The sequence below is a fragment of the Cyanobium sp. Cruz CV13-4-11 genome (assembly GCF_024346055.1).
Lineage (GTDB): Bacteria > Cyanobacteriota > Cyanobacteriia > PCC-6307 > Cyanobiaceae > Cyanobium.
The window spans coordinates 44042-65868 of sequence record NZ_JAGQCH010000011.1; the positions used below are offsets into that span (position 1 = coordinate 44042).

The window sequence follows — 21827 nt, forward strand, 5'->3', positions numbered from 1 at the left end:
AAACTACATACAATCTACTGCTTGATCCTGGTTTCATCCATCCTGTGGTGCTAAATTCCGGCAAAATTCATTCGGGAGCCTGGGGTGATGGGGACACCTCTGCATTCCGCCCTCTCGCTGCTGAAAAGCAGTGCAGATGGGGCTTCGCCTAGCAGGGCGAAATCCAGCGGCGGTTCAGTCAGTACCAAGACAACAGCCCGCCAGGGGGGGCGGCTCAGCGCCGATTCCATTGGTTGGTATCTCAGCACCATCGGCCGTGTGCCGCTTCTTACACCGGCTGAAGAAATCGAACTGGCCCACCACGTTCAGGCCGGCAAGAAATTGCAAGCCCTCGTCGACGGGGAACTCACGGCGCGGCAGAAGCGGCAGTTGCGCATGGGGCAGCGGGCCCGCGACCGCATGATGGCCGCCAATCTCAGGCTGGTCGTGAGCGTGGCCAAGAAATATCAGAATCAGGGCCTGGAATTGCTGGATCTGGTTCAGGAAGGGGCCATCGGTCTGGAGCGGGCCGTCGACAAGTTCGACCCCGCCATGGGCTACAAGTTCTCCACCTACGCCTACTGGTGGATCCGCCAGGGCATGACCCGGGCCATCGACAACAGCGCCCGCACGATTCGTCTGCCGATTCACATCAGCGAGAAGCTCTCGAAGATGCGGCGCATCACCCGCGAGCTCTCCCACCGGCTCGGGCGCCAGCCCAACCGGCTCGAGCTGGCCCACGCCATGGGGATGCGGCCCGAGGAGCTGGAGGAACTGATGACCCAGAGCGCCCCCTGCGCTTCCCTCGATGCCCATGCCCGGGGCGAAGAAGACCGCAGCACCCTGGGGGAACTGATTGCCGACCCGGCCAGCAACGAGCACTTCGATTCGATGGATCGCCATCTTCAGAAGGAACACCTCGGTGCCTGGCTCTCCCAGCTCAACGAGCGGGAACAGAAGATCCTGCGGCTGCGCTTCGGACTGGAAGGCGCCGAGCCGCTCACCCTCGCGGAGATCGGCCGCCAGATCAATGTCTCCCGGGAACGGGTGCGGCAGCTGGAAGCCAAGGCGATCATGAAGCTGCGCCTGATGAGCAATCTCCACCAGGCCGCCTGACCCCACCTTCCCCGCTGGCGATGGTCCTTCCACCGCAACAGGGCGGGGTTGCCCAGCTCACCGGGGTGCTGGTGGTGGCAGGCTGGCTGGCCCTGCTCAGCGGTGCGGCCCTGCTGCTGCGCCACCGCTGGCCCGAGCAAAGGGAATGGAGCCGCAAGCTGGTGCACATCGGTGCCGGGCCGGTGGTGCTGATCGCCTGGGCCTTCGGGGTGGATCAGCTGATCGCGGTGCCCGCCGCTGGCGCCATCACCCTGCTGGCAGCCCTCAATCACCGGGTGCGGGTGCTGCCGGCCATCGAGGATGTGGAGCGGCGCAGTTACGGCACGATCGCCTACGGCGCCTCGATCACCCTGCTGCTCTGGCTCTGGTGGCCCGCCCATCCCGCCACGGTGGCGGCCGGTGTCCTGGTGATGGCGTTCGGTGACGGCCTGGCCGGTCTGCTGGGGCCCATGATCCCTTCGCCCTCCTGGACGGTGTTCGGGGAGCGGCGCTCCCTGGCGGGCACCGGTGCGATGGCCCTGGCCAGCCTTGCTGTCCTGCTGGCCCTGGGGCAGTTGGGCGGCGGAACCGCGCCCGCACCGGCGGAGATCGTCCTGATCGCCCTGGTCGCCACCGGGCTGGAGCAATGGGCCCAGTTGGGCATCGATAACTTCAGCGTGCCGATGGCGGTGGCCGGGCTGTGGCGGGTGCTGAGCTGATGGGGCCGATCGAGCGGATCCTGATCGGTCTGGCCCTGGTGGGGGCCCTGCTGGCGTTGCGGCTGGGCACCCGCCGCCTTCAGCTGCCGGACTCGCCGCTGCGCCTGCCGCTGGTGGCGGTTTTGCTGTGGGGCGTCCTCGGCACGACCGCCCGACCGGCCGGGGTGCAGTGGCTTGGCGCCGTGGACGAGCTCGCCACCGCCTATGCCCTCATCGCCCTGCTGTCCTGGCTGACCCTGGAGTGTCCGGCGGCCCTGGGCTGGTGGCGGCCCACGGCCAAGATCCTGCGCGACCTGCTCAACCTGGGCCTGTCGGCCCTGGCCACCGTGCTGGTGCTGCAGCGCCTGGCCAACCTCAACCTGGTGGGCCTGGTGACCACCTCGGCCGTGCTCACCGCCGTCATCGGCCTGGCGGCCCAGGAAACACTCAAGGATCTCTTCGCCGGCATCGAACTGCAGCTGGACCCGCCCTTCCGCGAGGGGGACTGGATCAGCGTCGGCGACGACAACGGCACGGTGGAATCGTTGCACCTGATGAGCACCCGCCTGCGCCGCAAGGATGGCTCCACCGTGAACCTGCCCAACAACACGGTGGCGGATCAACCAATGCGGCGAATCAGCCAGCACGAGCCGGTGGGCAACCGCTTCGAGATCGCCCTGGGCTACGAGATTCCGCCGGCCCGGGCCTGCCAGCTGCTGCTGCGGGTGATGAGCGACAACCCCCAGGTGCTCATCGAACCACCGCCGGAAGTGTTGATCCTCTCCTACGAGGACTCCCTCATCCGCTACGAATTGCAGGGGTACCAACGGGGGGCCTCGGAGGGCGAGCGGCTGCGGTGGCGCAGCAAACTGCTGGAGCAGATCTGGTATGCCCTGGAGCGGCAGGGCTGGGAGCTGCCCTACCCGGTGCGGACGCTGAAGCGCCACCAGACCCATCGTGATTCGGCCCACCCCACCGGTGTGGATGCGTCGCTGACGGCGGAACTGCTGCGGCGCAGTTGGCTGTTCGCCCAGCTGGATCCCGAGCAGGTGAACCGGCTCGCTCCTGAGGTGCGCTGCCTGCGCTTCGGCTCCGGGGAAACGATCGTGGGAGAAGGGGAGGAGGGCGACGCCCTGTTCCAGGTGGTGGATGGCGAGGTGGAGGTGTTCAAGGCCGACGGCACCCCGTTGGGGAGATCCGTGGCGGTGCTGGGCCGGGATCAGATCTTCGGGGAGATGACCGTGTGTACAGGCGAACCCCGCACGGCCACGGTGCGTTCGCGGGGGGAATGCGTGCTGCTGGAGGTGGAGCGGGACGACTTCATGCCCCTGGTGGAGGACGACGCCGGTGTGCTGGAGGCCCTGGCGGCGATCGTGGGCCAACGGCGCTCGGAGCTGGAGAAGCTCTCCTCGCCGGATGCGGCCCGGCGCCAGACCTCGATCCTGGAGCGCATGCGGCACCTGTTCGGCATCCAGGTCGACTGAGCCGGCCGCAGGCCCAGGACAGCTGCGGCCGAGCTGGAGCTCAGGCCCGCAGCAGCTGCTCGCAGCGGAACTCCCAGTCGCGCTGGGTGCCGATCCCCGCCACCAGCATCCGCCCGGCCGGCTCCTCCCGCAGCCGCAGCTGCCACTGGCGGATCACATCGGCCCGCTCCATCCAGACTTCGAGCACCAGCCGCTGGATGGCCTCGCCGTCCCAGCAGCGGCCCGTGGCGGTGTCGAGGGCCCAGCCCAGCAGATCATCCAGCTGGAACGGGCGGAAGCCGCCGTAGATGGGGCCTGGTGCGGCGTTGCCGGAGGCGGGGGCAGCGGAATTCTGTTCGAGGTAAAACAGCTGCAAGGGATCAGACAACCCGCAGAACTGCAGGAGATAGGACATCAGCGAACCTCGTTGATCTTTCCGCCCCAAACGTACCCAGGGTGCGCCAGTCAGCTGTTCATCAAGAACAGTCTGTTGCAGACGATCGAATCAGCACTCGCAGCATCAGAGTGCTGATTCGCCCCTCAGGCCAGCGCAAGGCTTCGGGCCTGGGCCTGTTGGACGGCCTCGGCGAGTTCAACCAGCAGGCCCAGGGTGGTGTCCAGATCGATGCAGGCATCGGTGATGCTCTGGCCGTAGGTGAGGGAGGAAAGATCGGCGGAGATCTTCTGGTTTCCTTCCACCAGATGGCTCTCCACCATCACCCCCATCACATGGACAGAACCCTGGCGCACCTGGTCGGCCACCTGGCGCAACACCTCCCCCTGGCGGCGGTAGTCCTTGTTGGAGTTGCCGTGGCTGCAGTCCACCATCAGCCGGGCCGGCAGACCGTCCTTGGCTAGCAGGGCCGCCGCGGCCTCGACGGCTTCGGCGTGGTAGTTGGTGCCGCTCTTGCCGCCGCGCAGCACCAGGTGGCCATCCGGGTTGCCTGTGGTGGAGACGATCGCGGCCTGGCCCTCCCTGTTGATGCCCAGGAAATGGTGCGGCCGGGCGGCCGCCTCCATGGCATTGATGGCGGTGGCGGCACTGCCGTCGGTGCCGTTCTTGAAGCCGATCGGCATCGACAGGCCCGAGGCCATCTCCCGATGGGTCTGGCTTTCGGTGGTGCGGGCGCCGATGGCGGTCCAGCTGATCAGATCAGCGAGGTACTGGGGCACCACCGGATCAAGCACCTCGGTGGCCGCCGGCAGGCCCAGCTCCGCCAGGTGCAGCAGCAGCGAGCGGGCGCGGCGCAGGCCGGTGTTGATGTCGTAGCTGCCGTCGAGGTGGGGATCATTGATCATTCCCTTCCAGCCGACGGTGGTGCGGGGCTTCTCGAAGTAGACCCGCATCACGATCTCGAGCTCGCTGCGGTGCCGGCGCTGGGCCTGGGCGATGGCGCCGGCGTACTCACGGGCGGCGGCCACGTCATGGACCGAACAGGGGCCAACGATCACCAACACCCGCTGGTCGCCGGCGTGCAGGATGGCCTTGATGCGCTCGCGTGCCTGCTGCACCGTGCGGGCGGCCTGCTCCGAAAGGGGCAGCTCGGCGTGCAACACCGCCGGCGGCACCAGCGGCCGGGTTTCCACCACGTGGAGGTCGGAGGTGGGGATCATGCGCGGCGGCCGGCGGGGATTGGTCAGACCCTCCAGCCTACGAACTGGCGTTCCAAACTCCCTTCGCCACCCTGGCGCCAACGTTGCAGCACCGACTTCTGCAGCCGTCGTCACCAGAGGGCGGCCCCGCGGGGAAGAACAATGGGGGTCATGCCCATGCCAGCCGGGGGTACGACCCGGACCCACGCCCCCATGTCCCTCTCGCCAGCCGACCTGCTCCCCTCCTACCGCGAGGCCGCCGCCGCCCGCGACGCCCTCGGCGTGCCGCCCCTGCCGCTCACGGCACCCGAGGCCCAGGCCCTCACCCAGCTGCTGGAGCAGCCACCCGCCGGCGAGGAGGCGTTTCTGCTGCACCTGCTGAGCGAACGCATCCCACCGGGGGTCGATGAGGCCGCCTACGTCAAGGCCACCTGGCTGAGCGCGATCGCCCAGGGCAGCGCCACCAGCCCCCTGGTGAGCCCCCTGGAGGCCACCCGGCTGCTGGCCACCATGATCGGTGGCTACAACGTTGGCGCCCTGATCGCGCTGCTCTCCAGCCCGGAGCCCGCCATCGCCACCGAGGCCGCCCGGGGGCTGAGCCGCACCCTGCTGGTGTACGACGCCTTCCACGACGTGCTGGAGCTGGCCGAGACCAACCCCCTGGCCCGCCAGGTGGTGGACAGCTGGGCAGCGGCCGAGTGGTTCCACGCCCGGCCGCCCCTGCCGGAGGCGATCACCGTCACCGTGTTCAAGGTGACTGGGGAAACCAACACCGACGACCTGTCGCCGGCCACCCACGCCACCACCCGCCCCGACATCCCCCTGCACGCGATGGCGATGCTGGAGACGCGGATGCCCGAAGGGCTCGGCCTGATCGCCGAACTGAAGGCCAAGGGCCACCCGCTGGCCTACGTGGGCGATGTGGTGGGCACGGGCAGCTCGCGCAAATCCGCCATCAATTCGGTGCTCTGGCACATCGGCACCGACATCCCCCACGTGCCCAACAAGCGCAGCGGCGGGGTGGTGCTGGGCAGCAAGATCGCGCCGATCTTCTTCAACACCGCCGAGGACTCCGGCGCCCTGCCGATCGAGTGCGACGTGAGCGCCCTCAACAGCGGCGACGTGATCACGATCCGGCCCCACGCCGGCACGATCGAGCGGGCCGCCGGCGAGCCGGGCGCCGGGGAGGTGCTGGCCCGCTTCGAGCTCAAGCCCAGCACCATCGCCGACGAGGTGCGGGCCGGCGGCCGCATCCCCCTGCTGATCGGCCGCTCGCTCACCGACAAGGTGCGGCTGCAGCTGGGCCTGCCCGCCTCCGAGGCCTTCATCCGCCCGGTGGCCCCGGTCGACACGGGCAAGGGCTTCACCCTGGCCCAGAAGATGGTGGGCAAGGCCTGCGGCCTGGCGGGCGTGCGCCCCGGCACGAGCTGCGAACCGCTGATGACCAGCGTCGGCAGCCAGGACACCACCGGGCCGATGACCCGCGACGAGATGAAGGAGCTGGCCTGTCTGGGCTTCTCCGCCGACCTGGTGATGCAGAGCTTCTGCCACACCGCCGCCTACCCCAAGCCGGTCGACCTCAGGACCCACGCCGAACTGCCCGACTTCATCAGCTCCCGGGGCGGCGTCGCCCTGCGCCCGGGCGACGGCATCATCCACAGCTGGCTCAACCGCATGCTCCTGCCGGACACGGTGGGCACCGGCGGCGACAGCCACACCCGCTTCCCGCTCGGCATCTCGTTCCCGGCCGGCTCCGGTCTGGTGGCCTTCGCGGCCGCCATCGGCGCCATGCCCCTCGACATGCCGGAGTCGGTGCTGGTGCGCTTCTCCGGTTCGCTGCAGCCCGGCGTCACCCTGCGGGACGTGGTCAACGCCATCCCCTATGTGGCCATCCAGCAGGGCCTGCTGACGGTGGAGAAGGCCGGCAAGAAGAACATCTTCAGCGGCCGGATCATGGAGATCGAAGGGCTCCCCGACCTGAAGCTGGAGCAGGCGTTTGAGTTGACGGACGCGACCGCCGAGCGCTCCTGCGCCGGCAGCACGATCAAGCTGAGCGTCGAGACGGTGAGCGAATACCTGCGCAGCAACGTGGCGCTGCTCAAGAACATGATCGCCCGGGGCTACAGCGATGCCCGCACCATGGCGCGCCGGATCAAGGCGATGGAGGCCTGGCTGGCCGATCCGGTGCTGATGGAGGCCGATGCCGACGCCGCGTACGCGGCGGTGATCGACATCAACCTGGACGAACTGAGCGAACCGATCCTGGCCTGCCCCAACGACCCGGACAACGTAAAGCTGCTCAGCGAGGTGGCGGGCGACCGAATCGACGAGGTGTTCATCGGCTCCTGCATGACCAACATCGGCCACTACCGCGCCGCCGCCACGGTGATGGACGGGGCCGGCACCAGCGCCACCCGGCTGTGGGTGTGTCCCCCCACCCGCATGGACGACGAGGTGCTGCGGGCCGAGGGCTACACCGCCAAGTTCGAGACCGCCGGCGCCCGCATGGAGCTGCCCGGCTGCTCCCTGTGCATGGGCAACCAGGCCCGGGTGGAGGACAACACCACCGTGTTCTCCACCAGCACCCGCAACTTCAACAACCGCCTCGGCAACGGCGCCCAGGTGTACCTGGGCAGCGCCGAACTGGCGGCGGTGTGTGCCCTGCTGGGCCGCATCCCCAGCCCGGCCGAGTACCTGGAGATCGCGGCGGCCAAGATCGATCCCCTCTCCGACCAGCTCTACCGCTACCTCAACTTCGACCAGATCGATGGCTTCGAGGATGCCGGGCGGGTGGTGAGCGTGGCGGAGGAGGAGAAGGTGCTGGCGGAGGTGTAGGGGGCGAAAAGGATGTAGAACCGCGATTCACGGCTCGATCCCCCACCATGAACTGAGGCCTCAGCCCCCCACCACCAGGGCGTCGACGATCTCATAGCGCTCAAAGTTCTCCCCAAGCAGCAGCACCGACACATCGCCGCGCTGCTGCACGGAGAGCTTCTCGGGCTGATCGGAAGCAACAGCCTTGCCCTTCACGAACAGGAACTGACGCTTCTGGCCCTCGGGGTTCATCACCACCACCGTGGCGCTGTTGTTGGCCCGGCGGATCACGGACGCCTTGCAGCTGGTGCCCTTACCGCTGCTCCCAGACCCACAGGGCACCTCCGCAGAGGCGTGGTACGGCGTGCCTGGGATCAACGCATCGCGGGACGCGGGCACGGGGGCGAGGGGAGCACCGCTGATCCCCACCTTGAGGCTGTAGGTGCTCGTTTCGTTGCGGCGCGCCGCCGGCCGCATCAGATACACCCTCACCCTGACATCGCCATCGCTGGGCAGGAGGCCCCGGAAGCGATTGCCGGAGCTGCTGCCGATGAACAGGGCCGTGTCGGTCCCGGCCGCCATCACGTTGAAGTAATTCTGCGGGTTGGAACCCTTGAGTTCCACGGTCAGGGTCTGACCGGCGCCGGCGCGCAGTTTGTAATCGACGGTCTGGTCGCCCTTGAGCTGGCCCTTCAGCAGGGTGGAATCAACTCCGGCTCGAAACGTGACCCTTTGACTCTCGATCGCGGTCTGGGCCAGTCCGACTCCAGCCGGGAGGCTTATGGCCAGAAGGCCAGCGACAGCCAAGGAGAGTGGGGCACGCATCGGTAATTCGCTCAGGGCCAAGGAAAACCCTACCTGGCTTGCTCCCGGGGACATTTCTTACCGCCTACGCAATGGCTGGGTGGGCCGTTCCGGTCGGTTGAGAAATGTGAAGTGAACGCTTGAGCTAACGCTCCAGATCAGAAGCGGGCAAGGATCTCAGCATAGAAATCAGCATCAGCTACCGTCTTCTGAATCTGGTTGTTGTACGGCTCGGTGCCAAACTGATTACTTGTACTTCTCAACTTCTTGTCTACCCTTACTGGTAAGTTGCCACGCCGACTTTGCTGCGGCCAAGCCAGGTATCCGTTCCAGGATCCCTGCGTCCCGAAGCTTGTAAAACTCAATCTTGACAAGATTCTCAGACTTGATCCCAGTTATCTCACGAGCCTGCTTATTGGTAATCCGGTCGTGGCTTGCCAGAAAGCTCAAAATAGCTTCAGTTGGCTTTGCCAATGGTGTGTGGGGAAGAATAACCTTTACATAATTTCCATCTTCAGAAATAATTGGCTCTTTAAGCCCCCACTCTTTCATTTTTTGAAACGCAGTATTCAACCCTTCGCCCAAGTCCTTATTTGGCGCATCTTTGTAGCGATTTAATGTCCGCACGATCTTGGGATTTCGGGAGAATCTTGCGTCCAGGATATTGTCAACTGTCACATAGCCCGGCAGGCGTCCGGGACTCAGAATCTCGATACGATTGTCGAATATGAAAACTTGTATATCATCAGATATAGAATAATCCCTATGGATGACTGCGTTGACCAACACTTCCCATATCGACTCAGGGGGATATTTGGCACTCTTTAGACCATCTGGGGTCCATATCTGCACTGATTCCATTAGCTTAACTACTCCCGCTGTTGCCTGATGAATTTGTTGATACAATGGCCCTTCGACGGTGATCTGTTCCGCCAAGTGATCTCTCTCTGGGTCATCTTCTTTTGTCTCATATCGAGTGATTTTGATCCCGCACTTCCGAGGGACTGAACCACTTGGGGCTGGATGGAAGAGAAGAGTGCTCGCAACACGGGGTAGCCAGCTCTTAAAGTCAAGAAGATTTTGGTTAATACAGAATTCAAGAGGATCGATCTTGGGCGCATACTCGACAAGAAAGCTTTCCAGCTCCGAGGAGTCGACGATTAATTCGGCTGGAATCTCTTTGAGAATGACATCTTCATAGGACGAGGCTCCTTTAGCAAATGCAAGCTCAGCAATCTTTTGGGGATCCTTTATGGGCAGAGACTGTGCTCCATATCTTTGGTAGACTGTATTGTCTGCAGTGCTATGAACATTGCCGGACTTCTCAATGCTTACAGCCAGAACATGACCAGGAAAGCCGCATGCAACCAGGATCTCGTATCTTAGTTCAAGGGATGGCTTGATTTCAAATATTGCTTGTAGTGCGCTATTTATTTCTTCTATGGATCCATACCCATTCCATCTTTTGATGGGGTCAGGCTCCTCCTTGTCATCCGAAACTCCAATTACAAACTCCCCTCCATCCGCATTTGCAAGCGCAACAGATATCTTTTGCACCTTTGCGCCCCGAATCCCGCATGCCTTCCTGTCAAAGAAATGAGATTCTTCCCGAGTGCAGATTGCATAGACTTCTTGCTCGGATATCTCTCGTACGCGCATTGGATCGCAAGTTGGTTGAGAATTGCTTGATGAATTGTGCGATTGCTCGCGGCCGATCAGATGACTATTTTAGGCCACGAACTTCCAGCGCGCAAGCGAAGGGCTATGGGTTCGAGCATTGACGCTAAGTGGCTTCGCTGATGGTTTGCAGCTGCCTTGGGCCCGTACAACGCTAATTGGATGGTTTCCGAGAACCACGGCGGCGCTCCTGCTTTTGTCCGATAACCACCTCCGTGTTGCCAAGCTAACTCTAGCCACCGCAGTCAGTTCATGGCAGATGTGTTCGTCGTGAACAGTGGTTATCGGACCCGATATCTACATGTAGCAGTTGCTACAAACTGCCCTACGGGGCGAGATGATGGCCGGCCCTGAAAGGCAGGAAACGCAGAAGCCATAGATGTAACGCTACGGCAAATTAACCTTGGCCACTACTTCTATGCCGGACTTGAGAACGCTAGGATAAGCGAGATCTAGGGCTTATACTCACGAGCATAGTGTCAGCGTGCCGACAACATAGCCCGAATATCTACATATCGTCCAAATACCTTCGCCGATTTGGGTAATCAATCAGAGAAATTCAAGATATGTCAATCAACACTTGAAAGAGTTTCTGGCGAATCTTCGCATGGCCTTGGCTTGGTTTTCCGATCCTTCGAACGCTTCTTAGGCGGAACCATCTAAGCCCCGAATCTTCCTCCGTCGGAAGCATAAGTTCGAGTTGCCCTGAGGCCAACGCCGCAAAACCCTTGACAAGGCCTGGGTTCACTTTCATCGCCACATAACCCCTTCGACTTAGGCAGACCAGGAGGAACATTTTGCTGCCGTAGCCCAACCTCGCGACCCGTCAGCGCTCCATCCAGGGAGTGGTTGAACCCAATCTCGCCGGATTGGGGCCGGTTTGGACGGAAAAGCCTGGTCACGAAGCTCCTTTCAGCGTCACCCTTGAAGCGCTGAACCCGGGTACCCGCGGGCTGGCCGATCAGCCGATCCCCCCCACAGCCCGCTCGCAGCGTTCCAGTTCGGCCTCCAGCAGAGCCAACAGCTCCGATCGCTCGGCCGGCAGCGGGAAGGGACCTGCCTCGTAGCGGGCCTCCACAGCGAACTCCTGCAGCGCCGCCAGGCGCGGCTCCAGAACCTGTCCCGCCACAGAGGCCAGGTCGCTCAGTTCGTGCACCCTTGGAGGCCGGCGATCGCTCAGCACGATCCAGGCCTTGAGCAGCTCGTCCACCACCTGCTGGGCGGTGAAGCCCCAGTCCTCCTCCGGATACTCAGGATCGAGCCCGATGCGCAAGGTGCGCAGATGGCGGCGCACGATCGCCAGCAGCAGGACCGCGTCCTCAGCCGGCGACATAGAGCACCTTCCCCTCGCGGGCCACATCGCCGAACACATGCCAGCGCGAGCCACTCAACCGTTCGGCGTCGGCGGCCCCGGCCACCACCAGGTCGACCCGCACACCGAGGGGCCCGAGGGCCTCTCGAAAGCGCTGCCAGCAGGCAGCCTTCTCGGCGGGGGTGAGCTGGGCGCGACCCACGATCACCGCCAGGTCAAGGTCGGAATCGGGGCGCGCCTCGCCCCGGGCCCGCGAGCCGAACGCCAGCACCGCGATCACCTCGGCGTCGGCACAGAGGCGTGCAAGGGCCTGGGTACAGTCCTCCGGATCCAGGCCGGGGCCGAGCTTCGGCAGCGGCGACAGCGCTTGGGGATCACGCCAGGGAATCGCGGGCGGTACGAACGGCTGTGCGGAGGCGGAGACCATGGCCAAACGCTACCGCCGCTGACCGCAAGGGCCCAGCGACGCGAGCACACGGCCCGAGCCTCCCCGTTCCTAGTCGCCCCCCTGAACGGCCAGGAGCTTGCGCTGCTGCTTCCAGCGCAGCACCTGCCAGACCAGGAACACCATCAGCAGGGGCAGCACCGCCACCAACACCACGAACCGGAAGGTGTTGTCGACGATCTCACCGCCGGCGGTGGCCGCCAGGACCTGCTCCACCAGATAGAGCCCGTAAAGACCCAGCAGCAGCCAGCCCTCGAGGCGGCTGATCGTCCCGTTGCTCCAGAAGATCGGCAGGCAGGCCAGGGTGGTGGCCACCATGATCGGCAGGTCGCGGCTCACCATCACCGGGTCCACCGCCAGACCCTTGCCGCCGGAGAGCACGGCGCAGAGCCCCAGGATCACGATCTGGTTGAGCAGGTTGCTGCCCACCACGTTGCCGATGGCCAGGTCGGCTTTGCCCCGGTAGGCGGCCACCACGGAGGTGACCAGTTCCGGCATCGAGGTGCCGGCCGCCACGATCGTCAGGCCGATCACCGTCTGGCTCACCCCCAGGGCCACGGCCGCGGTGGTGGCCCCCTTCACCAGCAGCTGGGAGCCGAGCACCAGCAAGACCAGGCCGGCGGCCAGCTTCAGGCCGGCCACCAGCGGGGTGGCCCGCTCCGCTTCGTTGTCCTCGTCGTCCTCGGAATCCTCCGAGGCGGTGCGGATCTCCCAGACGAGATTGGCCACCGTCGCGAACAGCAGCGCCACCCCCGCCTGCCAGGTGAGCCGGCCCCCCGAGGCCATGCCCCAGACGGCCATCGAGATCCCCAGCAGCAGGGGCACGTCCCGCCGCACCAGACGGCTCCTGACGCGCAGGGGAACGATGGCCGCGCTGGCGCCCAGCACCACCAGGATGTTGAAGATGTTGCTGCCCACCACATTGCTGACGGCCAGGTCGGCATCGCCATTGAATGTGGACAGCACGCTCACGAACAGTTCCGGGGTGCTGGTGCCCAGGGACACCACCGTCAGGCCGATCACCAGCTGGGGAATGCCCAGAAGCAGGGACAGGGCGACGGAACCGGCCACGAACAGTTCCCCACCGCCGAACAGCACCAGGATGCCGAGGAGGATCTCAACGGAACTCGGCAGCGTGGGCATGACGGCTGTCGTAAAGGGCCCGAGCATAGGGAGACGCCACCGCGTCGGCTGGAGTGACACGCTGGAACTCCCAGTGCCGCCGCCCCCCTGAACCAGGAAACCCTGCTGTTTGAGCCGGCCCAGCCTGTCGCCGATGCCCTGCGCACCGTGCTGGCCTTCCCGAGCAGCTATTCGGTGGGGATCACCAGCCTGGGGTATCAGGTGGTGTGGGCCAGCCTGGCGCGTCGCAGCGACCTGGACGTGCGCCGGCTGTTCACCGATCAGGGGGATCCGCCGCACCGCCACTGCGACCTGTTCGGCCTGTCGCTCAGCTGGGAGCTGGACGGACCGGTGCTGCTCGACCTGCTCGAGCGCCAGGGCATCCCCCTCTGGAGCCACCAGCGGGGGGAGGACGACCCGATCGTGTTCGGCGGCGGCCCGGTGCTCACCGCCAACCCCGAACCCCTGGCCCCCTTCTTCGACGTGGTGCTGCTCGGCGACGGCGAGCTGCTGCTGCCGGCCTTCATCGACGCGCTCCTGGCCGGCCGCGCCCTGCCCCGCCCCGAACGCCTGCGGCAACTGGCCCGGGTTCCCGGGGTCTACGTGCCGGCGCTCTACGCCCCCCGCTACGACGCCGATGGCGCCCTGCTGGCGGTGGAGCCCACTGCCGCCGACCTGCCGGCCACCATCGCCAAGCAGACCTGGCGCGGCAACACCCTGAGCCATTCCACGGTGATCACGCCGGAGGCGGCCTGGCCCTCGATCCACATGGTGGAGGTGGCCCGCAGCTGCCCGGAGCTCTGCCGCTTCTGTCTGGCCAGCTATCTCACCTTGCCCTTTCGCACCGCCTCCCTCGACGACGGCCTGATCCCGGCGGTGGAAACGGGGCTGGCGGTGACCCAGCGGCTCGGCCTGCTGGGGGCTTCGGTGACCCAGCACCCCCAGTTCGGCGACCTGCTCACCTGGCTCGATCAGGACCGTTTCGAGGGCACCCGGGTCAGCGTCAGCTCGGTGCGTGCCGCCACCGTGACCCCCCAGCTGGGGCGGATCCTCGCCCGGCGGGGCAGCAAGTCACTCACGATCGCCATCGAAAGCGGCAGCGAACGCATGCGCCGGGTGGTCAACAAGAAACTGAGCGGCGAGGAGATCTTCGCCGCCGCCCGCTACGCCAGGGAGGGGGGCCTCAGCGGCCTGAAGCTCTATGGCATGGCCGGGCTGCCCAGCGAGGAGGACGCCGACATCGAAGCCACCGCCGACCTGCTGCTGGCCCTGAAGAAGGCCACCCCGGGGCTGCGGCTCAGCCTCGGGGTGAGCAGCTTCGTGCCCAAGGCCCACACCCCCTTCCAGTGGCAGGGGGTGCGCCCGGAGGCCCAGAAGCGTCTGCAGCGGCTGGCGCGGCGCCTGCAGCCGAAGGGCATCGAGCTGCGACCGGAGAGCTATGGCTGGAGCGTCATCCAGGCCCTGCTCTCCCGCAGCGACCGCCGCCTGGCGCCGGTGATCGCCGCGGCGCGGGGCCAGCACGACAGCCAGGGCGGCTGGAAGACGGCCTACCGGGCGGCCCGGGCCGGGGAGGTGGCCGCCCCCGCGGATCTGCCGTTCCCTCTGCCGCTGCCGCCCCCCTGGGAGGAGGTGGTCCACGCCACCTGGGCTGAGGAGAGGGTGCTGCCCTGGACCCATCTGGAGGGGCCCCTACCGCCGGCCACCCTGCTCAGGCACCGGCAGGAGGCGCTGGCTGGCGATAGCAGCGCAGACCCGCCAGCAGCACCCAGCCCGCCACATTGACCCGGCTGTCGTAGAGGGGGATGTCGGTGGCGTGCAGGGCCACCAGCACCAGGGTCGCCGCCCACCAGGCCCGATCGAACAGGCTGCCGCCGGCCATGCCCAGCCAGCCGGCCCGGCCCAGCAACCACAGCACCAGCCCCACCACAAGCACCGCGACCGGCACCCCGTGGCTCAAGGCCAGATCGATCGGCAGGTTGTGGGGATGGCCGTGCCAGAAGCCGGTGCGCATCGGGTAGATGATGCTGAAGGCGGCCGCCCCCCAGCCCAGCCAGGGCCGTTCGGCGATCAGCCCCACGGCCACCTGCCACTGGGCCAGGCGGGTGATCGCCAGCGGACGCTGGCCGCCGGAGTCCAGGTCGATCAGCCGGCCCCAGATCGCCTCGGGCACCAACTGGCGGGCCAGCTCCTGCGGGGTGGCCGGCACCCAGGGCAGGGTGGCCAGGCCGATCACCGCCAGCACCACCAGCAGCACCGGCAGCAGCCACACCCAGCTGAGCGGCCCCGCCACCAGGGGCACCGCCAGCAGCAGGGCCCCCCAGGCATTGCGGGAATCAGTGAGGAACACCGCCGCCACCAAGCTGGCGGCGATCACCAGCACCACACCCCGGCGCCGCCAGCCCCGGCGGGCTTCGAGCAGGGCCGCCAGGGTGAAGGGCCAGGCCAGGACCATCCAGGCCCCGGCGATGTTGGCGTAATCGAACAGGCCCGCCAGCCGCTGCGGCGGATTGCCGCCGGCCTTGATGTGCCAGATGATCAGGCCCCCCAGCGCCTGGAACGGTCCGCTCCAGCCCCACCAGAGCTGGCCCAGGCCGGTGAGGATCACCGGCACCGTGCCAGCGACCAGGGCCAGGGCCACCCGGCGGCGGGCGGCGGGGGTACCGAGATACACCTGGAAGCCCCAGAAGCCCCAGAAGAAGGGCAGCCAGTTGCCCATCCCCAGCCAGGCCAGCCCATTGCTCGCGGCCCGGAAGCAGCCCAGCACCATCAGCAGCGCCGCCACCAGAAGCACAGCATTGACCCGGTCGTCCAGGACCGGGCGGCGGCCGCGGCTGCCCAGGATCAGGGCCAGCAGCAGGGCCAGGCCACCCAGAAAGGCACTGCTGGCCAGCAGGAACATCCCCAGCTGGAAACAGCGCCAGCCCAACGGTGTGGCGGTGGCCGGCCGATGGGCCAGCAGGCGGTCGTCGAGGGCGGAAAAACGGATCACCGGGGCGGCGGCGGCAACGGGGGACCGACGGCGGGTCCCGGGGGAAGGCTCAATCAAACACAGCGGTTCGGCCGCGGTAGACCATCACCTGTCGCCGCAGAAACAGGCGCACCGCCCGGGCCAGGGCCAGCCGTTCGGTGTCGCGGCCCTTGCGGATCAGGTCCTCCACCTCGTCCCGGTGGCCCACGTGCATGGTGGCCTGCTCGATGATCGGGCCCCCGTCCAACTCCTCGGTGACGAAGTGGGCCGTGGCGCCGATCAGCTTGACGCCGCGCTCCCAGGCGCGGTGGTACGGCTGGGCCCCCTGGAAGGCGGGCAGGAAGGAGTGGTGGATGTTGATCACCTGGGAGAAGCGGGCCAGGAACGCCGGGCTGAGCACCTGCATGTACTTGGCCAGCACCACCAGCTCGATCCCTTCCTCCTCAAGCAGGGCCAGCTGGGCCTGCTCCACCTCCGAGCGGGAGGCCGCCGTGATCGGCAGGTGCACGAAACGGGCACCGAAATCAGCCGCGAGCGCCGCCAGATCCGGGTGGTTGGAGACCACCAGGGGCACCAGCATCGGCAGTTCCCCGGAGCGGGTGCGCCAGAGAAGGTCCACCAGGCAGTGGTCCTGACGGCTGGCAAAGATCGCCACCCGGGGCAGGGCATCGGAGACATGCACCTGGCCCTCACCGCCGAGGCGCCCCGCCAGGGCCGCCACCGCCGGCACGATCGCCTCGCGGGGCAGGCCAAAGCCCTCCAGGGCCCATTCGATCCGGCTCAGGAACAGCCCCGCCCCCGCATCGGTGTGGTGATCGGCGTGGAGGATGTTGCCGCCGTTGGCGGCCACCCAGCCCGAGAGTTCGCTCACCAGCCCTGGCCGATCGGGACAGATCAGCTGCAGGATCGCCGTGGGGGACCGCATCGATGATTCCGGAACGGAGCGAGGTCGGAACCGTCATGGTGGCGCAGGCGGGCCGGTAAAGTCACGGCACCAGCCACGTCACAGCACCGTCCCATGGCCGTCGCGTCGATCCCCGCCCCCATCGCCCTGATGGCTGGCCTGCGCCGCCTCGCCCTGCTCGCCGTGGCCCTGCTGCTCAGCGTGTCGCTGGTGGCCTGCTCGGGCGACCAGACCCGCAAGCCCCCGACGATCAGCCCCGCCGACATGACCCTGATCGCCCGTCAGGCCGAAGGGTTCCTGGCCTCGAAGGAGCGCCTGCCCGAACTGGCCGATCTGGTCAACGACCGCAACTGGGTCTTCACCCGCAACCTGATCCACGGTCCGATGCAGGATCTGGGTCGCCAGATGCTCTACATCAGCCAGCGCCTGCTGCCGGCCGACCGGGCCGAGGCCGGCAAGCGGGCCACCAAACTGAAGACCTCTCTCGCCAAGCTGGATGAGGCCGCCCGGCTCCAGGACGGCGAGAACCTCCGCAAGGACTACATCAAGGTGGCCACCGGCTTCAGCGCCTACGCCGAGGTGATCCCGGCCGAGGCCGTTGCCATGGCGAAAGCCTTCGCCGCCGAAGACAAACTGTCCAACGCCGTGCCCCCGGCCCCCTCGCCGACCACCCCTGCTCCCCAGCCGGTCTCGGTGAGCAACGCCGACGCCTGAAGCCAGCCCACCGCAAGGGCCGCCAACCGGCGCCGCCCCCAGCACGGTCATCGTGGTGGGGGCTGGGATTGTGGGCCTGGCCTGCGCCTGGTGGCTCCAGTGCCGGGGCCACCAGGTGCTGCTGCTGGATCCGGCCCTGGCCGGGGATCGACCGGGTGGCGACCCCGGGGGCGTGCAGCGCAGCGGCAGCCGGGCCGCCCTCGGCGTGCTGATGGCCGACAGCTTCCATCGCGACCGGGGCCGGGCCTGGGAGCTGCGACAGCGCAGCCTGGAGCTCTGGAGCCAGTGGCGCCGCGAGCTGGCGCAACGGGGACATCCGATCCCCTATCGGGCCGGGGTGCTGCTGCTGGCCGCCGATGGCGACGAGCAGGAACGACTGGCGGCGCTGGGAGCGCGCAAACGGGCCCTGGGCCTGCCCCTGGAACGGTGGGATCGACAACGGCTGGAGCCGCTCCAGCCCACCCTGCCCCAGCCCTGCCTGGAGGGGCTGCACTGCGGCCGGGATGGCCAGCTCGATCCCGCCGCCGCCCTGGCCGCCCTGGCGGCGGACGGCCGGCAGCGGGGACTTGCGCTGCGGGGAGACGCGGCCGTGGCCCTCCAGCCCGAGCGGGGTGGCTGGCGGGTGGAGCTGGCCGGTGGCGGCGCGGAGCAGGCGGCCTGGGTGGTGCTGGCGGCAGGGACCGGCGCAGGCGACCTGCTGGGGGCGGTCACCGGCGGCGACGGCAACCGCTGGGCGCTGGAGCCGGTGCTGGGCCAGGCCCTGGAGCTGGAACTGGCGGCCCCCCTGCCCACCAGCTGGCCGGGGACGGTGGTGTGGCGCGGCGTCAATCTGGTGCCCCGCCCGGACCTGGAGGGCGGCCGGAGACTGTGGCTGGGGGCGACCCTGGAACCCGGCGGCACGGCCGACCCCGACCAGCTCAGCCAGCTGCGCCAGCTGGGCGGTGCGGCACCGGAGTGGTTGCGGGGGGCCACGGTGGTGCGCCACTGGCAGGGCCTGCGGCCGAGACCGGTGGGCCGGCCGGCACCCCTGCTGGAGCAGCCGGCCGCGGGGCTGCTGCTGGCGGCCGGCCACTACCGCAACGGCCTGCTGCTGGCGCCGGCCAGCGCCGCCTGGGTGGCCGAGCGGATCGAGGCCGGCCCCCTCGGCGCCTGAACGCCGCAACGACCCATGAAAAAAGCCCCCCGAGGGGGGCTTGGTGCGGATGGATCCGGGCCGATCGGCCCAGAACTCACTTGCTCTCGGTGAACTCGGCGTCGATGACGTCATCGGCGGCGGCGGCGCTGCCGTTGCCATTGCCGCCGGGGGCGGCGCCGGCGGGAGCACCCTCGGCCCCGGCCTGCTGGTACACGGAGGCACCGGCCGCATAGAGGGCCTGCTGGAGTTGCTCGAGGCTGGCCTTGATGGCCGGGCTGTCGTCCTTCTCAAGGGCTTCCTTGAGGTCGGCGGAGAAGCCCTCCACCTTGGCCTTGTCCTCGGCGCCCACCTTGTCGCCCAGTTCGCCCAGCTGCTTCTCGGACTGGTAGATGAGGGTCTCGGCCTGGTTCCTCAGGTCGATCTTCTCGCGCTTCTCCTTGTCGGCGCTGGCGTTGGCCTCCGCATCCTTCACCATCTTGTCGACTTCGTTGTCGCTGAGGGTGGAGGCCCCGGTGATGGAGATGCTCTGCTCCTTGCCGCTGCCCTTGTCCTTGGCGGTGACACTCAAGATGCCGTTGGCATCGATGTCGAAGGTGACCTCGATCTGGGGCACGCCGCGGGGGGCCGGGGGGATGCCGTCGAGGCGGAAGGTGCCCAGCGACTTGTTGTCGGAAGCCATCTCGCGCTCGCCCTGGAGCACATGGATCTCCACGTTGGTCTGGCCGTCGACGGCGGTGGAATACACCTCCGACTTCTTGGTGGGGATGGTGGTGTTGCGGGTGATCATCTTGGTCATCACGCCACCGAGGGTTTCCACACCCAGGGAGAGCGGGGTGACGTCGAGCAGCAGGATGTCCTTGACTTCGCCGGCGAGCACACCGCCCTGGATGGCGGCACCCACGGCCACCACCTCATCCGGGTTGACCGTCTGGTTGGGGGTCTTGTTGGTGATCCGCTTGACCAGCTCCAGCACCGCGGGGATGCGGGTGGAACCACCCACCATGACGATCTCGTCGAGCTCGCTTGTGGAAAGCTTGGCGTCCTTGAGGGCCTGCTCCACCGGCACCCGGCAGCGGTCGATCAGCTTGGAGGCGAGCTCCTCGAACTTGGCCCGGGTGAGGGTGAGGTCGAGGTGCTTGGGACCTTCGGGGGTGGCGGTGATGAAGGGCAGATTGATCTCGGCCTGGGTGGCACTGGAGAGTTCGATCTTGGCCTTCTCGGCCGCCTCGGTGAGGCGCTGCAGGGCCTGCTTGTCCTGGCGCAGGTCGATGCCTTCGTTGGCCTTGAAGTTGTCGGCCAGGTGATCAACGATCACCTTGTCGAAGTCGTCGCCGCCCAGGTGGGTGTCACCGCTGGTGGAGAGCACCTCGAAGACGCCGTCGCCCACTTCCAGCACGGAGACGTCGAAGGTGCCGCCGCCGAGGTCGAACACCAGGATGCGCTCGTTGCTCTTGCGATCCAGGCCGTAGGCCAGGGCCGCGGCCGTGGGCTCGTTGATGATCCGCAGCACTTCAAGGCCGGCGATCTTGCCGGCGTCCTTGGTGGCCTGGCGCTGGGAATCGTTGAAGTAGGCGGGGACGGTGATCACCGCCTGGGTGACGGTTTCACCCAGGTACTTGCCGGCATCTTCAGCCAGCTTGCGCAGCACTTCGGCCGAGATCTCCTCGGGGGCGAACTGCTTGCTGAGCACCGGGCACTTGATCTTGACGTTGGAGCCGGCCTTCTCGACGCCGTAGCTGACTTCCTTCGACTCCTCGTTGACCTCATCGACCCGGCGGCCGATGAAACGCTTGACGGAATAGAAGGTGTTCTCCGGGTTCATGACCGCCTGGCGCTTGGCGATCTGCCCGACCAGCTTGTCCTGGTTCTTCGTGTAGGCGACCACCGACGGCGTCGTGCGGAAGCCCTCAGCGTTGGCGATCACCGTGGGCTTGCCGCCCTCCATCACGGCGACGCAACTGTTCGTGGTGCCGAGGTCAATACCGACGACCTTGCCCATGGATGACCAACTCCTGGTGTGAATGAATTTCTGGCTTCCGCCATCTTCCGCACCAGGGGTTGACCCAGGCGAGGGGTGGTTCCCGAACCGGTGCCGTACCGGGACGGGGCCGGCGGCCTGTCGGAGCCTGGGATCCGGCGGATCTACGGTCGGGCGGCAGCTGCCCGCGCGAGCCCATGGCGACCCCCCCGACAGCACCGGTGATCGGTGGCGGCACCGCCCTGGTGGGGGTGCTGGGGGATCCGGTGCGCCATTCCCTCTCGCCGGCGATGCACAACGCGGCGATCGCCGAGCTGGGCCTCGACTGGGCCTACCTGGCCCTGCCGGTGGCGGCGGCGGACCTGGCCGTGGTGCTGCGGGCCCTGGCGGCGATCGACTGCCGCGGCCTCAACGTCACCCTGCCCCACAAGCAGGCCGCGGCCGCCCTGGCGCAGGAGCTGACGCCGCTGGCGCGGCGGCTGGGGGCCGTGAACACCCTGGTGCGACGCGAGGGCGGCGGCTGGCTCGGCACCAACACCGATGTGGGGGGGTTTCTGGCACCGCTGCGGCCCCTGGCCGCCCGTGAGGCACTGGTGCTGGGCTGCGGCGGCAGTGCCCGGGCGGTGGTGGCGGGCCTGGTGGACCTGGGCCTGGACCGCATCCAGGTGGCGGGCCGCGACGCCGCGCGCCTGGAGCCGTTCATCCGCTCCTGCGCCGACTGGGCCCCCGGCCTGGTGCCCCTGGTCTGGGGACCTGACGGCACCGGCCCAGCGGACCCCCTGGGCGCAGCCTTGGCGAGCGCCGATCTGGTCGTCAACACCACGCCGGTGGGCATGGCCTCCTCGGGCGATCCCGCCGCCGCGGAACGCTCGCCCCTGCGCCCCGACCAGATCGCGGCCCTGTCACCGGCGACCACCGTCTACGACCTCATCTACACCCCCAGACCCACAGCCCTGTTGCGCCTGGCCCGCCAGCAGGGCTGCCGCACCATCGACGGCCTCGAGATGCTGGTGCAGCAGGGGGCCGCCTCCCTGAGGCTCTGGAGCGGGCTGCAGGAGATGCCGGTCATCGCCATGCGGACCGCCGCCATGGCCCGGCTGGAGGGCCCCTAGCCTGCGATCACTGT

Annotated in this window: 17 protein-coding genes and 1 pseudogene; 8 read left to right on the forward strand and 10 right to left on the reverse strand. The window is 67.3% G+C overall.

Translation table 11 applies throughout. The annotated features are described in order from the left end of the window. Positions 1–87: 87 nt before the first annotated feature. From KBZ12_RS09925 to KBZ12_RS09935, 3 genes are read left to right on the forward strand one after another with little or no spacing between them, the layout of a single operon-like run. On the forward strand, positions 88–1095 hold the full coding sequence (locus KBZ12_RS09925; RefSeq protein ID WP_254957782.1) for a sigma-70 family RNA polymerase sigma factor: 1008 nt from the start codon (positions 88–90) through the stop codon (positions 1093–1095). A gap of 20 nt (positions 1096–1115) precedes the next feature. Then, positions 1116–1793, forward strand: coding sequence for a diacylglycerol/polyprenol kinase family protein (locus tag KBZ12_RS09930; protein WP_254957783.1), 678 nt, complete (start codon positions 1116–1118; stop codon positions 1791–1793). Beyond that, on the forward strand, positions 1793–3256 hold the full coding sequence (locus KBZ12_RS09935; protein WP_254957784.1) for a mechanosensitive ion channel family protein: 1464 nt from the start codon (positions 1793–1795) through the stop codon (positions 3254–3256). Before KBZ12_RS09930 ends, KBZ12_RS09935 begins: the two co-directional genes overlap by 1 nt. 40 nt (positions 3257–3296) lie before the next feature. Here the strand turns inward: KBZ12_RS09935 and KBZ12_RS09940 are convergent, their stop codons facing one another. Both KBZ12_RS09940 and KBZ12_RS09945 read right to left on the reverse strand, forming a co-directional pair. Then, positions 3297–3650, reverse strand: coding sequence for a hypothetical protein (locus KBZ12_RS09940; RefSeq protein WP_254957786.1), 354 nt, complete (start codon positions 3648–3650; stop codon positions 3297–3299). A 125-nt stretch (positions 3651–3775) separates the two neighbouring features. Next, complete coding sequence (locus KBZ12_RS09945; protein ID WP_254957787.1) at positions 3776–4849, reverse strand: 3-deoxy-7-phosphoheptulonate synthase; 1074 nt, start codon at positions 4847–4849, stop codon at positions 3776–3778. A gap of 192 nt (positions 4850–5041) precedes the next feature. Here KBZ12_RS09945 and acnB point away from each other — a divergent pair, with 192 nt between their 5' ends. Then, entirely contained in the window at positions 5042–7663 is a 2622-nt protein-coding gene (gene acnB / locus KBZ12_RS09950; RefSeq protein ID WP_254957788.1) for a bifunctional aconitate hydratase 2/2-methylisocitrate dehydratase, read from the forward strand. A gap of 60 nt (positions 7664–7723) precedes the next feature. Here acnB and KBZ12_RS09955 read toward each other — a convergent pair whose 3' ends face one another. The 5 genes from KBZ12_RS09955 to KBZ12_RS09975 form a co-directional block, all read right to left on the reverse strand. Beyond that, positions 7724–8449, reverse strand: coding sequence for a hypothetical protein (locus tag KBZ12_RS09955; RefSeq protein ID WP_254957789.1), 726 nt, complete (start codon positions 8447–8449; stop codon positions 7724–7726). 243 nt (positions 8450–8692) lie between these two features. Continuing rightward, on the reverse strand, positions 8693–10105 hold the full coding sequence (locus KBZ12_RS09960; protein ID WP_254957790.1) for an ATP-binding protein: 1413 nt from the start codon (positions 10103–10105) through the stop codon (positions 8693–8695). Positions 10106–11084: 979 nt separating this feature from the next. Beyond that, the gene (locus tag KBZ12_RS18415; protein WP_261359962.1) at positions 11085–11456 is read right to left on the reverse strand and encodes a HEPN domain-containing protein; all 372 of its coding nucleotides are present in this window, start codon (positions 11454–11456) and stop codon (positions 11085–11087) included. Next, positions 11443–11862, reverse strand: a complete 420-nt coding sequence (locus KBZ12_RS09970) for a nucleotidyltransferase family protein (protein WP_254957791.1) — start codon at positions 11860–11862, stop codon at positions 11443–11445. Before KBZ12_RS09970 ends, KBZ12_RS18415 begins: the two co-directional genes overlap by 14 nt. Before the next feature lie 69 nt (positions 11863–11931). Further along, positions 11932–13023 (reverse strand): calcium/sodium antiporter, encoded by a 1092-nt coding sequence (locus KBZ12_RS09975; RefSeq protein ID WP_254957792.1) that lies wholly within the window; start codon positions 13021–13023, stop codon positions 11932–11934. Positions 13024–13170: 147 nt separating this feature from the next. On the opposite strand from KBZ12_RS09975, the gene KBZ12_RS09980 reads away from it, so the two are divergent. Beyond that, a complete protein-coding gene (locus tag KBZ12_RS09980) occupies positions 13171–14784 on the forward strand; it encodes a radical SAM protein (RefSeq protein ID WP_254957793.1) in 1614 nt (537 codons plus the stop codon). Here the strand turns inward: KBZ12_RS09980 and KBZ12_RS09985 are convergent. Continuing rightward, positions 14711–15991: an O-antigen ligase gene (locus KBZ12_RS09985; protein ID WP_254957794.1), complete on the reverse strand. Its 1281-nt coding sequence runs from the start codon at positions 15989–15991 to the stop codon at positions 14711–14713. The genes KBZ12_RS09980 and KBZ12_RS09985 overlap by 74 nt on opposite strands. Before the next feature lie 49 nt (positions 15992–16040). After that, the gene (gene purU, locus KBZ12_RS09990; protein WP_254957795.1) at positions 16041–16895 is read right to left on the reverse strand and encodes a formyltetrahydrofolate deformylase; all 855 of its coding nucleotides are present in this window, start codon (positions 16893–16895) and stop codon (positions 16041–16043) included. Between the two features lie 126 nt (positions 16896–17021). On the opposite strand from purU, the pseudogene psbQ reads away from it, so the two are divergent. After that, positions 17022–17477: pseudogene (gene psbQ / locus KBZ12_RS09995) on the forward strand (photosystem II protein PsbQ); the annotation flags it as partial. Positions 17478–17643: 166 nt separating this feature from the next. Further along, the gene (locus KBZ12_RS10000; protein WP_254957796.1) at positions 17644–18741 is read left to right on the forward strand and encodes an FAD-binding oxidoreductase; all 1098 of its coding nucleotides are present in this window, start codon (positions 17644–17646) and stop codon (positions 18739–18741) included. 76 nt (positions 18742–18817) lie between these two features. Here the strand turns inward: KBZ12_RS10000 and dnaK are convergent, their stop codons facing one another. Then, a complete protein-coding gene (dnaK, locus tag KBZ12_RS10005) occupies positions 18818–20722 on the reverse strand; it encodes a molecular chaperone DnaK (protein WP_254957797.1) in 1905 nt (634 codons plus the stop codon). 176 nt (positions 20723–20898) lie between these two features. Here dnaK and KBZ12_RS10010 point away from each other — a divergent pair, with 176 nt between their 5' ends. Beyond that, the gene (locus KBZ12_RS10010; protein ID WP_254957798.1) at positions 20899–21813 is read left to right on the forward strand and encodes a shikimate dehydrogenase; all 915 of its coding nucleotides are present in this window, start codon (positions 20899–20901) and stop codon (positions 21811–21813) included. Positions 21814–21827: the final 14 nt, after the last annotated feature.